Consider the following 18,499-nt stretch of genomic DNA (forward strand, 5'->3'; position numbering starts at 1 on the left):
AACTTCTACTTAATTGCTATTTTAGTTTCTTCTCTCCAATTTTGCACGCTAGCTACCATATTATTTTTGTAATTCACTTCTCTCAATCCATCCTTGTGCCATAAAAACCATTTTCCGATTTTTTTTCCATTTTTGTAATGCGCGATTGCTGTCTTATTGCCTCTTTCGTCAAAACTGAGCCAAGTCCCTTCTAATTTTTTATTTTTAAAAAAACCTTTCTCTCTAACTGTTCCATCTTTATAGAAATAGGTAACTTCTACAAGGTCTCCAACACTCTCATATTTAGGTTCCGTTTGAGCCTGTAAAGAAAAAACAAATAGAAGAAAAGCATAAAATACCACTTTTTTCATATCATATATTTTTATTGATTAACATCTAGTTAAACAAATATACTATATATTTCACACTCAAGCAACGTTTTGGTAACATTAATTTAACATAAGATGTTTAGTGATTTTAAAACATGAAGATATATAGCTAAATTCAACGCTTTAACAGTTCCTTTTATAAAACAAATCTTATTATTGAATAGGTTTCGATGTGTTCTTATTAAAATTGCATTGAGAATAGCATTTTAAAAATGGAATCTATTATAATTATACAAAATAAAACACTGACTTTTAACTATAAAATTGAAACAACCAATAGGACAAATAAAATAAATTATCTAGAATTAATCCATTTAAAAAACAAAAAAGTCGTTTGAGTAAACAAACGACTTTCAAGGATAATGGAGGTACATTGACCAATGTTATTCTTTCACAAGAGAAAACTACATGTTCCCTCTTAATTTTTTGATTTTAGATCTTCTTTTTTCAATTTCTTTTATTGCTTTTTGTCTTTCTCTTTCTGCCCTATCTATAATTGATTCTTTTCCTTCAACGATTATAAAATAAGATCTTCTATTTAACTGATGTTCCTCCTCAGAACACTTACTTTGATTCTTATCGTTGCAGTTATTCAATAATTTAGATTCTCCAAACCCTTTGGCGCTTCTTATTCTTTCTGAAGAAACACCTCTTTTAACAAGATAATTTCTAGTTGAGCTTGCTCTATTTTGAGATAACTTTAAGTTATAAGCAGCACTACCCCTACTATCTGTATGCGATTCTATTTTTATCACCAGTTTGGGATGATTTTTCATAACTCGATAAAGTTTCTCTAATTCGTATTTTGCATCCTCACGAATTTTATATTTATCTAAATCAAAATAAATAGGTTTTAACTCTATTCTATCTCCAACAACCAACCTATCTAAAACAACATTAAAGCTTTCTATTTTATCCGAAGTTAACTTTAAATCTCGTTTTGAAGGCTCATAATCAAACTTTTTAGCAGTTATCTTATAATTAGTGTTACATGGAACATTATCCAAACTGTATTTTCCTTCTGAATTAGAAAGAACCTCTTCAATAATTTCTCCTTTTTGATTTAGTAAAGAGACTGTAGCAAAAGCGATATTCTCTTTTGAATTTGAATCGACGATATGTCCTCTAATTACAGTATTACATGCTGGCGGTGGTGCATAAATAAAAAAACTATATATATCATCACTTCCTTTTCCTTTATCTCTGTTGGAAGAAAAGAATCCATACTTACCTTCGTCATTTATAAAAAATGCAAAATCATCTTTTTTACTATTTAAAGGCTTTCCTAAATTTACAACAGTATCTTTATTATCAACCCCTTCTCCTATTTTTGTTTGAAAAATATCCAACAATCCTAAACCTGTATGACCATCAGAAGAGAAATAAAAGGTGCCATCTTTTCCTACAAAGGGAAATTCATCCCTACCACGAGTATTAATTTTACTACCTAAATTAACGGGAACCCCATAGTTATCTTCCGCATAAATTTCTACCATGTACAAATCTGTCATACCATGTCCTCCAGGCATATTAGAAGTAAAATACAATACTTTTTCATCTGGACTTAATGCTGGATGTCCAACAGAATATGAATCGCTATTAAAGGGTAACTCAACAACATTAGTCCATACACCATTGATAAAAGAAGCCTTATAAACTTTTAGGTTCACAGTTCTCTTTTTATCCTTTCTAACTCTTTTACCATCATAATTATTTCTTGTAAAGTACATCGTTTTTCCATCTTTAGAAAAAATAGGCTTCCCTTCATGATAATCCGTAGTGACCGGATAATTAAGTATTTCAGCTTTACTTAAAGTTAAAATTGTATCATTTTTACTCCATTCTAAAGATTGTACTCCTGTCTTTGCTTTAAAAATATTTAAAAAAGGTTCTTTATTCCAAGCATAAATCTTCTGCTTCTTCTTTGCTTGTAAAGCAGAGGAAGTAAAATAGGCATTTCCATCTAAAATAAAACCACCATAATCAGAATACTCAGAATTTACAGACAAATTATTTATACTAATTCGCTTCTCTTTCATCTTAGAGTGTTCAAGGATATAATCAGAGCTTTTCATTCCACTTTTTGTAATATCTTCAGATAAAGAGCTTAAAGATGCCAAAATGGAATCAGACTTTGTATAGTTCCCTACACTTCTTAATACTTGAGCGTATTTAAACAGATAATCTTCAGACAAATCTTTTTTATACTTATTAACAAGTTTAGTATACCAAATCTCAGCCTCTGTAACATCTGCATTGTTATAATATGAATCTGCTAATCTAGACAATAAGTGCTTTGAATCATCACCTTTTTTATTATATATTTCTTTGTATAACTCAGCTGATCGAACATAAGAAAACTCATCAAAATACCTATCTGCTACCCTCCTACTTTGTGCGTAAAAATTAATACTACCCACAAATAAACAAAGAAAAAATAATTCTTTGCCTTGTCTTATTTTTATTTTCATAAATAGTTCTATTAGAAAAATCTTGGTGATCTATACGTTAAATCTTTAAAAATATCATAACGTATCATAATTTCATGTGTTCCAGAATTGGTTACGTTATAATTAGAAGTAGTAAGATCATATGCATACCCAATTAAAAATGATTTGCTTACTTGAAATCCTAACAAAGCACTTATCGAGTCATCCCATCTCCATGCGAGCCCAGCTCTAAACTTTTGATTAAACATTGCTGTAACTGATATATCCAAAGATAATGGAGCTCCTGATACGGCTTTTAAAAGAGTTGCTGGTTTTAACCTAATACTTTCCGTTACATCAAACACATACCCTCCGATAAAGTAGAAATGCATTCTCTCTACTGCTGTCGTTTGGAGCGATTGTAGGTTGCCATCATAGTGTTCAGACTTTAAAAAGTTAGGAACAGATAATCCTACATACCATTTTGGTTCATGATAGTAAACTCCAGCTCCTACTGTTGGTAAAAATCTACCACTAATATTATTGGCAAAAATTGGCTCATTTTCATCTACTTGACCTTTTGACCAATCGATATTTAAAATTCTACCACCAAGCCTTAATCCAAAAGCAAGATTACCTTGCTGACCTGTTTCAATATTATATGAACCATTTACATCAAAATAAAATTCATCTGAAGGCCCTATTTTATCATTTAACAAATTAATACCTAAACCAAGACCTGAGTAACCTAGGGGTGTGTCAAAACTTAAATTTTGAGTATCCGGAGCCCCATTAAAACCGACCCACTGTGACCTACCAAGCGCTGTAATCACTCCATGTCCTCTTGAACCTGCATAAGCAGGGTTTACACTCATTGTATTAAACATATACTGAGTATAATGAGGATCTTGTTGAGCACAAAGCTCAACAAGACCTATTATTGTAAGAAAAAAATATAATCTTATTATTATCTTCATTTTTTCAATCTATTTTGAAAATTTCACAACTAGGTAAATTTATCTGTTAAGATATAACCAACCTTTTAACACATCACTTCCGTTACCTAAATCAATCATATAAAAATATGTTCCCGTTGGCAACTCCTCATCTACTCTTACATTTACTCTTCCTTTAGATTTCCCAGCGAATAAAATTGTAGAATTATTGTATCCTTCAATACTATATACGAGGTTACCCCATCTGTTGAAAATCTCAACTACATTTTCAGGATAATCTCTAATACATTCTATTTTAAAATATTCGTTAACACCATCTCCATTCGGACTAAACTCGTTATAAATTTTTATACACGAATCTAATATTAGATGAGTTACATCATTTGTAGGATCACCATCAGGGTTTATATCACTTTCTTCTGTTAACGGATCTTCTATAATTTCTCCAAATTCATCTGTCCCAGCATCTGAAACCACCGTGACATCATCTATTCCTTCTGGACTATCTCCTGTAGCTGTAGCTGAATTACTATAACTTCCATTATAAATATTTATTTCATTTACGGCGTATTGAGCTTTCACTGTAGCTGAAGCACCTGGAGCTAAACTTGCAATAGGGTTACCTGAGATTATCGTCGCTCCTGGATCCTCTATCTCAATATTAGAAAGAACCGTGTCTCCAGTATTAGTTACAACTAACTCGTATTTAATTAATGAACCAACACCATATGGCCCCACAGAAGTTACACTTTTAATGAGAGTCATACTTGAATCATTTACTCCTCCGTTGGATGAGAGATCGATAATTGTCGCATCATTTGTTGGATCATCATCAGTATCTGGACCGTCAATTTTTAATGGATCAGGAATAACATTTCCTTGTTCATCTGTACCAGCATCTGAAATTACAGTTATGTCGTCTGTTCCATTAGTACTATCTCCAATGGCAGTGGCTGAATTACTATAACTTCCGTTATCAACATCTAACTGAGTAATCACATACATAGCTGTTACAACAAGTGATTCACCCGGAGCTAAGTTTGCTATAGGATTTCCAGAGGTTATGGTAGCTCCATCATCTATTACTTCTATATTAGATAACACAACATTTCCTATATTAGTAACCACCAATTCATAAGTTAAGGTATCACCTAACGAATATGGGCCAGTAGAGGTAACACTTTTAATCAAAGTCATAGCTCCACCTAAATTTAAAACAGTTGCGTCATTGGTTGGATCATTATCAGTATCAGGACCATCAACTTCTAAAGGATTTTCAATCTCATTTCCGTTCTCATCTGTTCCTGCATCAGAAATCACAGTAACGTCATCTACTCCAGTTGTACTATCTCCTGTAGCTGTTGCAGAATTACTATATTTTCCGCTATCCAGATCAGCCTGAGTAATTGTATAGGCCGCAGTTACTACTACTGAATCACCTGGAGCTAAAATAGCTATTGGATTTCCTGAAATTATAGTAGCCCCTGGATCTTCAACTTCAATATTACTTAAAGTAACTGTACCAGTATTAGTAACTACCAAATCATATGTAATCGTAGAACCAGAAACATAAGGCCCACTTGAACTAATGCTTTTTATTAAAGTCATACTTGATACACTCTCATTGGTAATATTAATAATTGTAGCATCATTTGTAGGATCATTATCAGCATCAGGTCCGTCTACATTTAGCGGATCGATAATTTCATTCCCGTTTTCATCTGTTCCTGCATCAGAAACCACAATAACGTCGTCTACTCCAGTTGTACTATCTCCTATAACCGTTGCAGAATTGCTATAACTACCTTTATCAACATCTTCTTGAGACAATGTATAGCTCGCTTCAACTACTACAGATTCTCCTGGTGCTAAACTAGCAATTGGATTTCCAGATGTTATTGTTGCTCCTGGATCAGTAACTTCAATATTACTTAAAGTAACCATACCTGTATTGGTTACTACTAACTCATAAGTTAGTTTAGAACCTACAGTATACGGTCCATTAGATGTAATACTTTTAATTAATGTCATAGCAGGATTTTGATCTTTTGATAAATCAAGATCCGTTGGATCATTTGTTGTATCGGTATCTGAATCAGGTCCATCTACATTTAATGGATCTACAATCTCATTTCCATTTACATCTGTTCCTGCATCTGATATCGCCATCACATTATCTTCACCTCCAAGGCTATCTCCTATGGCTCTTGCCGTATTTCTATAGCTTCCTTTGTCAATATCTGCTTGTGTCAAAGTATAACTGGCATTAACAATTGAAGATTTTCCAGGAAATAAGCTTGCTATTGGATTCCCTGATGTTATTGTTGCTCCTGGATCTGTTATTTCTATATTAGATATGATTTCATCTCCTGAGTTAGTAACTTCTATCTCATAATTAATAACTGTACCAACCGAAAACTCTGAAGGCACGTTTACAACAGATTTAATCACTTCTAATGAAGATTCTGATGTGTATGTAAAGAAACTTGTATTTCCATCTGCATTAGTATCTGTTCCTAACGCTGATATATTGGCATTAAAACCATTTAAACTCTCAGCTCTTGAAGAGTTTTGAGTCACTTTTACCGGAAAACTTATTTCTCCTAAGAAATCTGCTGGAATCACTTCCTTCTGTCGAAATGTAATTATATTATCTGTAGTATTAAATTCAATATCAAATAATGAAACTACGTTTACTCCGTTCGAAGTACCAGTAATATCTCCTATTACACCATTTAAAGTAATATAATCTCCTAGGTCAAGAACTACTTTAACATTTGGTTGACCTCCAAATACAGACGCTTCAATGTCTGTTCCTGACATTTCCTGAATTCTAAAACTTGCTACTCCTTGTCCTAAGTTCTCAACCGTTCCCAATGGAGCAGGGGTAATAAAACCATCCTGCAAACTTATTGATTGCGAGAAACCAACTTGAGAAAATATTAGAAACAAAAAAGCACATAATTTAATTATCCCCCCCATATATTCATTATGTTTATTTTTATTATTTTTTATATACTAAAATCCTTTAAAATTAAAAGAAGCATATTATACTTCATTTTATATTATAATGTTAGCACCAGAGAGCTTACAACCAGTGCTAACATTTTAAAAGATTTATTCTTTATTACTATACTTTATAGTATCAGAGTCATTATCATTACTCCTATTAACCTGACCACCTGAGTTACCTCTAATTGTAGCTTTTAATGGTCTTTCTCCTCTTGAGTTAGCTGGAGAAACAAATTTTGCCTTAACTCCAATTCTTGAGAATGTATTTCCAGCAAATATTTCTCCGTTTCCGATGTATGTAAACTTATGAAGGCTACCTTCTAATACATGTTCCCAATCAGCGTTAGAAACAGTCTGACCATTTAACTCGGTTAATGAATCTTCATATGTAAATTGAAAGTTTTGACTATCTGAAATTCTGAATTCAACCTTATTCAAACCATTTGAATCAAATCCATTTCCTTCACCGATAAATATTACAAAATCAATGTCGCCTCCAGCTCCTACAATATTTGTTTCTCTTGTGATTACAGAAATTGTATAATCTGGAGCCATAAATTTCTTAACCAAAATAATTACTGTAGCAGTATCACATGCTTTAGGTGTACCGCTATCGCATATTTGATAAGTGAAACTATCTTGACCACTAAACCCTGGCTTTGGTTGGTAATTAAATGTCCCGTCTGATTTTATAGTTAATGTACCATTACTAGGATCTGTATTTAATTCTACTGTTTGGTCATGTCCTTCGGGATCAAAATCATTAGCCAACACATTCCCTGCAATATTATTATTTGCGATGTCAGCAGTAGTAACAAAAGCATCGTCATTCGCTACCGTAATATTCCCAGACTCTTGATTAACTTGGATTTCTACCGTAGCTGTATCACATAATGGTGTAGGATCCGCATCATCACAAACAGTATACGTAAAGCTAACCGTTCCTGTAAAGTCAGGTACTGGTTCATAGGTAAATGTACCATCTGAATTCAATGTCAACGTTCCACTACTAGGGTTTGTGTTCGAAGTGATCTTTAACGCATCTCCATCTGGATCAAAATCATTACTTAATACATTAATTTTTACGGGTACTCCTTCCTCTGTTATTGCTGTATCTGCATTCGCAATAGGAGCATTATTTGATGAAGTTGCATCCGGTAATACTTCAATAAATACGATTGCAGTATCACATGCTTTAGGCGTTCCATCGTCACAAACCTCATAAGTAAAACTATCTTCTCCTACAAAATCACTTGCTGGAGTATAGGTATAATTACCATTAGCAAAAACTGTGAATGCTCCCCCATTAGAAGTTGTACCACTTGCCTGCTCTGTTGCCAACTGTGTATCTCCCTCTAAATCATAATCATTCGTCAATACATTTCCACTAACAGTTGTACCTTTATTAGTATTCACTATATCGTTAACCGCAACAGTTGTATTTGCTACGCCTCCTACTGTAATTATTACTGTAGCTGTATCACACGCAGGCGAAGCATTCTTGTCACAAACAGTATAGGTAAAACTATCAGTCCCAATAAAATCAGATGCTGGTTCGTAGGTAAACGTACCATCTGGATTTAAGTTTAATGTACCATTACTTGGATTTGTATTTGAAGTAATTTCTTGTTTATCCCCTTCTGGATCAAAATCATTTGCTAACAAATCTCCTCCTGTTAATACTGTACCTGGTGTTGTAGTAAATGCATCATCATTCGCTACTGTAATATTCCCTGTATCTGGATTAACATTAATTTCTACTGTGGCTGTATCACATAAAGGTGTAGGATCTGCATCATCACAAACAGTATACGTAAAACTATCCTTCCCAATAAAATCAGGTGCTGGTTCATAGGTAAATGTACCATCTGAATTCAAGGTCAATGCCCCATTGCTAGGATTCGTATTTGAAGTAATTTTTAATGTATCCCCATCTGGATCAAAATCATTACTTAGTACATTAATCTTTACAGGTACTCCACCTTCTGTTATTGCTGTATCGGCATTTGCAATAGGTGCTTCGTTTGCCGCTGTACCAGAATCTAATACCTCTATAAATACTTGGCCTTCATCACATGCTTTAGGCGTTCCATTATCACAAACCTGATAGGTAAAACTATCTTCTCCTACAAAATCACTTGCTGGAGTATAAGTATAATTACCATTAGCAAGAACTATGAATGTCCCCCCATTAGAAGTTGTACCACTAGTCTGTTCTGTTGCCAACTGTGTATCTCCCTCTAAATCATAATCATTCGTCAATACATTTCCACTAACTGCTATATTTTCATATGTATTAACTATATCATTAACCGCAACAGTTGTATTTGCTACGCCTCCTACTGTAATTATTACTGTAGCTGTATCACACGCAGGTGAAGCATTCTTATCACAAACAGTATAGGTAAAACTATCAGTCCCAATAAAATCAGATGCTGGTTCATAGGTAAATGTACCATCTGGATTTAAGTTTAATGTACCATTACTTGGATTTGTATTTGAAGTAATTTCTTGTTTATCTCCTTCTGGATCAAAATCATTTGCTAACAAATCTCCTCCTGTTAATACTGTACCTGGTGTTGTAGTAAATGCATCATCATTCGCTACTGTAATATTCCCTGTATCTGGATTAACATTAATTTCCACTGTGGCTGTATCACATAAAGGTGTAGGATCTGCATCATCACAAACAGTATACGTAAAACTATCCTTCCCAATAAAATCAGATGCTGGTTCATAGGTAAATGTACCATCTGAATTCAAGGTCAATGCCCCATTACTAGGATTCGTATTTGAAGTAATTTTTAATGTATCCCCATCTGGATCAAAATCATTACTTAGTACATTAATCTTTACAGGTACTCCACCTTCTGTTATTGCTGTATCTGCATTTGCAATAGGCGCTTCATTTGCTACAGAACCATTTGATAGTACTTCAATAAATACTTGGCCTTCATCACATGCTTTAGGCGTTCCATTATCACAAACCTGATAGGTAAAACTATCTTCTCCTACAAAATCACTTGCTGGAGTATAGGTATAATTACCATTAGCAAGAACTGTGAATGCTCCCCCATTAGAAGTTGTACCACTAGTCTGTTCTGTTGCCAACTGTGTATCTCCCTCTAAATCATAATCATTCGTCAATACATTTCCACTAACTGCTATATTTTCATATGTATTAACTATATCATTAACCGCAACAGTTGTATTTGCTACGCCTCCTACTGTAATTATTACTGTAGCTATATCACACGCAGGCGAAGCATTCTTATCACAAACAGTATAGGTAAAACTATCAGTCCCAATAAAATCAGATGCTGGTTCGTAAGTAAACGTACCATCTGGATTTAAGTTTAATGTACCATTACTTGGATTTGTATTTGAAGTGATTTCTTGTTTATCCCCTTCTGGATCAAAATCATTTGCTAACAAATCTCCTCCTGTTAATACTGTACCTGGTGTTGTAGTGAATGCATCATCATTCGCTACTGTAATATTCCCTGTATCTGGATTAACATTAATTTCTACTGTGGCTGTATCACATAAAGGTGTAGGATCTGCATCGTCACAAACAGTATACGTAAAACTATCCTTCCCAATAAAATCAGATGCTGGTTCATAGGTAAATGTACCATCTGGATTCAAGGTCAATGCCCCATTGCTAGGATTGGTATTTGAAGTAATTTTTAATGTATCTCCATCTGGATCAAAATCATTACTTAGTACATTTATCTTTACAGGTACTCCACCTTCTGTTATTGCTGTATCGGCATTTGCAATAGGTGCTTCGTTTGCCGCTGTACCAGAATCTAACACCTCTATAAATACTTGGCCTTCATCACATGCTTTAGGCGTTCCATTATCACAAACCTGATAGGTAAAACTATCTTCTCCTACAAAATCACTTGCTGGAGTATAGGTATAATTACCATTAGCAAGAACTGTGAATGTCCCCCCATTAGAAGTTGTACCACTAGTCTGTTCTGTTGCCAACTGTGTATCTCCTTCTAAATCATAATCATTCGTCAATACATTTCCACTAACTGCTATATTTTCATATGTATTAACTATATCATTAACCGCAACAGTTGTATTTGCTACGCCTCCTACTGTAATTATTACTGTAGCTGTATCACACGCAGGTGAAGCATTCTTATCACAAACAGTATAGGTAAAACTATCAGTCCCAATAAAATCAGATGCTGGTTCATAGGTAAATGTACCATCTGGATTCAAGGTCAATGCCCCATTGCTAGGATTGGTATTTGAAGTAATTTCTTGTTTATCTCCTTCTGGATCAAAATCATTTGCTAACAAATCTCCTCCTGTTAATACTGTACCTGGTGTTGTAGTGAATGCATCATCATTCGCTACTGTAATATTCCCTGTATCTGGATTAACATTAATTTCTACTGTGGCTGTATCACACAAAGGCGTAGGGTCTGCATCGTCACAGACAGTATACGTAAAACTATCAGTCCCAATAAAATCAGATGCTGGTTCATAGGTAAATGTACCATCTGGATTCAAGGTCAATGCCCCATTGCTAGGATTGGTATTTGAAGTAATTTTTAATGTATCTCCATCTGGATCAAAATCATTACTTAGTACATTAATCTTTACAGGTACTCCACCTTCTGTTATTGCTGTATCGGCATTTGCAATAGGTGCTTCATTTGCTACAGAACCATTTGATAGTACTTCAATAAATACAATAGCTGAATCACATGCTGCTGGATTAACATTGTCACAAACCTGATAGGTGAAACTATCTTCTCCTACAAAATCACTTGCTGGAGTATAGGTATAATTACCATTAGCAAGAACTGTGAATGCTCCCCCATTAGAAGTTGTACCACTTGCCTGCTCTGTTGCCAACTGTGTATCTCCCTCTAAATCATAATCATTCGTCAATACATTTCCACTAACTGCATTGCCCGCATAAGTATTATTAAAATCGTTAACTGCTGTAGTTGTATTCGTTGTCCAAGTAAAAAAGGCAGCATTCCCCTCTGCATTTGTATCAGAACCAAGAGCAGCAATATTAGCATTAAATCCATTGTTTGCTTCAGCTTCACTTGAGTTTTGAATTACTTTTATAGGAAAGGTAAAAAGTATATTAGCATCATCAGGAATATCTTCACCTGTTTGTTCAAACTTTAAAATACGACTTGTTTCATCGTAACTTCTTGTAAAAATAGAACTTCTATCATCCCCTGATCCTGCATCTACAATTGTAATAGTACTTAAAGACGCAATTCCATTTGGAAGATCTATCCAATCTCCTAAATCTACCGTAATCGTTACATTCGGTTGACTCCCAAAAACAGGAGAGGTAACAGGACTTCCTGAAGTCTCTTGCAATCTAAAACTAGCTTGTCCACTACCATTTACCTGAACAGACGGCAATGGCGCAGGGCTAATTGATGCATCCGTTAAATTAACGGACTGGCCATATCCTATTTGGACACAGCACAAAAATGTTATTAAAAAAGTAATTTTTCTTATCATACGAAAACATTTTAAAATTATTAAACTAAACCTACCTATTTTAAATGCTAATAATTATCCAGTAAACTGTTATCAATCTCCCCCATTACTTGTTGATTACTAATTATTAACTCTTTAATTCTTATTATTATATTCTATTATATCTTGATCATTATCATTCCTGGTGTTTACCTGTCCTCCAGAATCTGATTTCACAGTCACCTTTAGAGGCACTTGTCCTAAAGCATTCTCTGGTGAATGAAATGTTGCATTTACACCTATTCTAGAAAACGCATTTCCTAAAAACACCTCGCCATTTCCTTTGTATATAAACTTATGTAATCCCGATTCTTTTCTGTAACTCCAATCCGAATTGTTAATTTTTGTCCCATTTAATGTTGTCAAGTTTTTGTCAAACTCAAAACTAAACCTATCACTATCTGCAATCCTGACCTCTACAGGGTTCAGACCATTTGCATCCTCACCATTGGCTTCTGCAACAAAAATGATAAAGTCTATTTTGGCAGTCTTACCGTTAACAACTGTTTTTCCTGTAAACAACGTAGGATAATAATCAGGTGGACTAAAGCAAATTGATGAAGAAAAGTTTTTATCAATAACTTTTGCTACATCTCCCAAATTATAAGGAGCCTCGACTACTTTACCTGAAGCTGTAATTGCTCCAGAAACTAGTGTAAGAGGTTCTAAGAGATTATTAGGGTTATAGTAAATTTCTCCAACTCCGTCAATATTTTTATTATCATATGCTTCGTTAGCATCAGAACAGCCGTCATTATCACTATCTGAATTCAAATAATCATCTATTCCAGAAGTTGTTTGTCTTGGTGTTGTTCCTTTATCGGGGCCATTTATTCCCTCAACTATATCCGAAACTCCATCTGAATCATTATCTAAATTATTGTCTACCCTACCATCTTTATCAACATCTAATAAGATTGTTCCTGCTTCTACGATATCATATATCCCATCATTATCACTATCGAGATCTAGATAATTTGGTATTTGATCTTTATCTTTATCAGAAGGTATACAAGCTCCATTATAAAAGTTTTCATTTGCCCTTTTTATTTTTACCCATAGTTCTTCAAATTTCCCTGTTGTAGCCAGTGTAGTTCCTGAAACACCAACAAGTCTGAAGCGAGATGAAGGAAAATCTAAATTTGTCACTATTATATCTCCTCCCCCATTAGAGTCATATATGCCGGTTGTAGTATAAGGTAACGCTATGTTAACCCAACGATTATTAGAATAATCTTTTGCTTGTAACTGAATAATTGAGCCAGGCTCAAAAGTACCTTGTGCAGAGCCTGCATTACCAGAATAATCATGCTCTATCTCTTTTAAAACAACAGCATTTGTCAGTTCAAATCTATAAATTACTTTACCTGCTATACTTTTTCCACTTGGATATTTTATTGAATTAGCATCTGTATAAGCTCTATCAAATAACACTTGTAAATCACCTACTCCACTTCCACTTCCATTAGTAATATTTGCCATATTAGTATGAAAGGCAGAAACAACGATATTCTTATTTTCTAACGCAATTGGAATACTAGAGCTTCCATTCCAAACATCCGAATTGCTAAAACAACGGGGATTCTCTTTTGCATCTAGAATTCCATCGTTATCATCATCAAGATCGCAAACATTATTTATTCCATCGCCATCTGCATCATTTTGTGTTATTATGCCAGCCACTGCTCCATCTGAACATGGATTTAGGGTATTGCATATAGAAATAGTTTGATCTATTACTGAGGGAATGTTTCCTAAATTATAATTAGCTCCAATTACTTTTCCACTGTTCATTACAGCTCCTGAACTAATTGTAAGGGGCTCCTGTAAATTATTTGGATTGAAGTAGGTATCATTATTGCCGTCAGCCAAAAGGCTATTCTGTCCCTCATTAGCATCACTACAATTATCACCATCACTATCTGCATTTAAATAATCCACTCTTGTAGAGTTAATTGTATTTCTTGGCCTCGTTCCTTGATCATTACCATTAATCGATTCAACACTATCTGCAAGCCCATCACTATCTAAATCAAGAGAACTTCCTAAAATATTCATACCGTCAATAAAACCATCCTTATCAACATCTAAAAACGCTGTACCTGCCTCTACAATATCGTATATACCATCGTTATCACTATCTATATCTAACGCATTAACAACACCATCGCCATCAAAATCAGCACAAATATCTTTTTGGTATTTAGTAGTTAGAAAAACTTCTTCTAAAACAGTGCTATTAACATCACCTTGATTTACTGAATTAGTACCACAAGGAAAGCTACCTCCGAGATTTAGTACTTGAATATCTCTTAGTTCAGAGTCTTTACTATTTCCATCTAACGTATTTTCAAAAACGATAGTCGTCTGATTTCCCTGTGCTGTAAAATTCATTACAATATCCTCACAATGAGGCATCCTAGAATTCCAATTTACAGAAGCTATTGTATTACTTGTATTAGAAGAACCATTTCTTGCAGATGCAACTCCAGCAATATCGCCTCTTTCCCCACCTGTATTTTTTCTTTGCTTAAACCTTAATTGGTATTGCACTCCTGCAGTCGTATTAAATGTTCTCCATAATTTCAAACCAGTTCTGCCTCCACAGTTATCAAAACGAACTACGTTGGTATTAACACATCCATCTCCTCTAAAAAATGTAAAATCAAAACAACCTCCACCTGATGTATTCCAACCACTCTGACTAAAATTAGTGTAATCTTTCCAGTTACATGGTTTAGGTGCAACTTGTCTTGCTTGAGAGGTAGTTCCCTTAACTCCTAAAAGTCTATATTTAGTAGCTATCACATCTTTAGTTGTAGATAATAAAATGCCTTGTCCATTTGAATTTAAAGGCCCTCCAGACACAATTAAGTCAGAAGAAATATCTATCCAGCCAGTATTCGAACCATCTATTAGTGCTTGTAGTTTAACTACTGAACCTTCTGAAAACAAGTTTTCACTATCTCCAACTTGATCATGCTCCAGTCCATCTATTACTACAGGGCATTCGGTAGTAAAACCATAGATAACCTTATTCGTTATATCTTGATTAGGTTCAAAACGAATTCCGTTTGCTATTGAGCTAACATTATCTCCCAATAAGTCAATACTATTGCTATATCTTAAATCTCCAGGCTGCCAAGTGATATTGTTATTAGCGTTTTTTAATGGAATCATAGTGGATCCGTTCCAAACACAGTTAGTCCCACAATCTTTGTTTTCTTCCTTGTTAGATATTCCATCATTATCCCAATCTAAATCACAATTATTATGAATACCGTCACCGTCCCAATCTAATTCTCTGCTCGATGTAGAGCAATTGTTAGAATTACATACACTAGACGCAGCATCTCTATCTGTGACTTTAATATTATCTCCACTCCTGTACGATGCTAAAATCACTTTACCTTTATTATCTACAGTACCGGAAACTTGTCTTAATGGCTCTGGTAGATTGGTTGGGTTATAATAGGAATTTCCATTTCCGTCAATACTTTTACTATTATAGGCCTCATTGGCATCAGAACAGTTATCTCCGTCACTATCTGCATTTAGATAATCTGACACTCCAATCGTTGTTTGCCTTGGCGTAGTTCCTTGAATTATTCCTTGATTCGTTTTCTCAATATTATCATCAATCCCATTCTTATTGTTATCTTTAAGCCTATCAACCATGCCATCTTTATCAGAATCCAGATTTGCTGTTCCTGCTTCGACTATGTCATATATACCGTCATTATCACTATCTAAGTCTAAATGATTAGGGATTCCATCTTTATCAAAATCGACTCCTGAACAAGACAGAACTCCTCCTGAAATAGAACTAAAATTTTGTCTTGGTATTGATCTCCACCCTGTATTATTGATATTCCATTCTATTGTGGAACCGTAGAAATCTGCCCCATCGGAAATAGCTATTCCTATTCTCATCCATCCTCCTTGAACCCCTCTATTGAATGCATAACTTTTATCCTGAATTTTATACCCTCTGTAATTAACTTTATACCAAGAAACTTTTTTCAAAAAAGCTTGATTTGTAGAAATTCTTCCTTCACTATTTAATGATATATGCAACGTTATCAAACCCTCTCTTACACCACCTCCTACAGGAGAAGCAGGAGATCCAACAGATCGAACTCTAAGCTCTAGATTATTTACAGTGGGTACAATTAAGTAACCTTCAATCTGAACGAAATTACCATCATTCGGATTCCTTCCACCTGGTGAAGCATCATAAAATGGAGGTCTAGTCAGATCTAAAATAAAAGAGGAATCCTCATTTGGTCGAGAGTTTCTTGCTGGAAAATCACCATAAACAATTTTATCGTTCCTATGACGTTGCGTAAGGTCATTATAAAATCCGTCCCAGAACCGTAGCTCAGGTAAAATCCATTCTTTGTAGTTCAACATTCCATTTCCCAATGAAGTAACACACCCCTCGTCAAAATTGGATATACCGTCATTATCAGCATCCAAGTCTTGATTATTAAAAACCCCATCATTATCACTATCGATAAATGATCTATTTAATAAAGATGTGTTAAACGAACTATTAGGAACTTGTGAGATAGTATTTTTTATCTGTGCATAGACATTTATTTGAATAAAGCTTAAAAAAAACACAATATTGAATAAACCAAATGTTAAAAGATTTTTATTGTGAGTAAAATAACTTATTTTTGCATTAAATATTGACGAGCATTTCAAGTTAACCTTTAATGCACATCTAAAAAAACACTTTTTAAAAGCTATGATATAAGTAAAAATAAATATACTTACACATTTCGTAAAATCTTTGGCTATACAATAATTAAGCCATTTTAATAAATTATCCCCCACCACAAAAAAAATTAAAACGAAGTATTTTCGTTATTTAAATTTGCTAAACATTTAACATACCTAATGGCATATTTATAAGTTAACTACAAACATTGTTAATGCTTGTATGCAATAAATTCGGGGGGTGTTTTCTAATAAAGTGGTACAAATATACATCAAAAAAACACTCTCGCAAAAAAACAACCTCTTTTAATGCCTTAATAACCAATATTTTATTTTATCTTCCCTGTTATCGATAGTTACCCGCATTTCACAGAACTCTGTAATACAGTTACTTAACAAAAAATAAAACAAAAACAAGTAATCTTCAATATTTGATCTTTTTTACTAGAATTCTCCACTAATTATATTGGTGAAAACGGTTAATTTTCTTATAAAACCATTTTTATTAAGCTACAGCACCTTATCAACGGTTATATTATTATCTTAAATTCAGCCTATCTTATTTTAAAAAGATCAACTGAAAATTTAAAATATTTAGATAATTATTTTTTATGTAAGGCTAAAGAAACGCAATTTTTTTTTATACTAGTGACTTACAAAACATAAAAGATTATAATGACTAACTTCTTCAAAAGAATCCAATATTTACTTTACTACACCGTTACAAGTAATCTGAAATTTATTTATCAAATCAGCTTCTTCTTACTTGGGGTCACTATAAAATCTTTTAAATAAAATGGTTCAAAATATGCAACATCCTCAAAAGAATTACTTATAAACATATTATAACTTATTGGCACCATATGTTTTGAAGAGGGGAGTTTATTTTCATAAAAAACTGCGTTGCTGTTTTGAATTAACTCCTTACACTTACTTGATCCATCACCTAAAAAGTGAACCTTAGTACTTATTAATAAATCTTTAAAGGAATCTTCATTTATAATTTCTGCTTCAATATCTCTTCTTCTAGTATAGTCTTTTTCATACACTGCTGAATAGACTTCCATTCGCCTAGCATCTATCATTGGAACAATATATCCTTCCTCGATATCAATACTTGTTGCGAGGGAATGTAAAGTCTCAACGGCAATCAAAGGGATATTATTTGCAAAGCACAATCCTTTCGCTGCTGAAACACCAATTCGCAAACCTGTGTAAGAGCCAGGGCCTTTACTAACAGCAATAGCATCAAAATCATTGATACTAAGACCGGATTTATCGATAACACTTTGAATAAAAGGATGTAGCTTTTCAGCATGAGAATAACCCATATCACTCAATTCCTCCAGAGCAATAAGCTCCCCCATGTTTCCAATACTTACCGAACAATTTTTCGTTGCTGTTTCAATATTTAATATTAATGCCACAATAAATATATTATGAAACAAAGATAAAAATAAAAGGTGCTTTATGAACT

The 18,499-nt window shown here is 33.8% G+C and carries 7 protein-coding genes; all 7 read right to left on the reverse strand.

The window, feature by feature from the left end; translation table 11 throughout:
* Window positions 1-5 precede the first annotated feature (5 nt).
* The 7 genes from AC2GW8_RS08240 to tsaB all read right to left on the reverse strand — a co-directional run bounded on the left by AC2GW8_RS08240 (window position 6) and on the right by tsaB (window position 18,449).
* The gene (locus AC2GW8_RS08240) at window positions 6-350 is read right to left on the reverse strand and encodes a toxin-antitoxin system YwqK family antitoxin (RefSeq protein ID WP_440879396.1); all 345 of its coding nucleotides are present in this window, start codon (window positions 348-350) and stop codon (window positions 6-8) included.
* Window positions 351-772: 422 nt separating this feature from the next.
* On the reverse strand, window positions 773-2,839 hold the full coding sequence (locus AC2GW8_RS08245; RefSeq protein WP_440879397.1) for an OmpA family protein: 2,067 nt from the start codon (window positions 2,837-2,839) through the stop codon (window positions 773-775).
* Between the two features lie 11 nt (window positions 2,840-2,850).
* Entirely contained in the window at window positions 2,851-3,774 is a 924-nt protein-coding gene (locus AC2GW8_RS08250; protein ID WP_440879398.1) for a PorP/SprF family type IX secretion system membrane protein, read from the reverse strand.
* Between the two features lie 39 nt (window positions 3,775-3,813).
* Window positions 3,814-6,735 carry a CLIPPER-2 domain-containing protein gene (locus AC2GW8_RS08255; protein WP_440879399.1) on the reverse strand — a complete coding sequence of 974 codons (2,922 nt, stop codon included), beginning with the start codon at window positions 6,733-6,735 and terminating at the stop codon, window positions 3,814-3,816.
* Window positions 6,736-6,870: 135 nt separating this feature from the next.
* A complete protein-coding gene (locus tag AC2GW8_RS08260) occupies window positions 6,871-12,279 on the reverse strand; it encodes an Ig-like domain-containing protein (RefSeq protein WP_440879400.1) in 5,409 nt (1,802 codons plus the stop codon).
* A 114-nt stretch (window positions 12,280-12,393) separates the two neighbouring features.
* Complete coding sequence (locus tag AC2GW8_RS08265) at window positions 12,394-16,923, reverse strand: hypothetical protein (RefSeq protein ID WP_440879401.1); 4,530 nt, start codon at window positions 16,921-16,923, stop codon at window positions 12,394-12,396.
* Window positions 16,924-17,768: 845 nt separating this feature from the next.
* Window positions 17,769-18,449 (reverse strand): tRNA (adenosine(37)-N6)-threonylcarbamoyltransferase complex dimerization subunit type 1 TsaB, encoded by a 681-nt coding sequence (gene tsaB / locus AC2GW8_RS08270; RefSeq protein ID WP_440879402.1) that lies wholly within the window; start codon window positions 18,447-18,449, stop codon window positions 17,769-17,771.
* Window positions 18,450-18,499: the final 50 nt, after the last annotated feature.

Source organism: Tenacibaculum profundi, assembly GCF_057162725.1.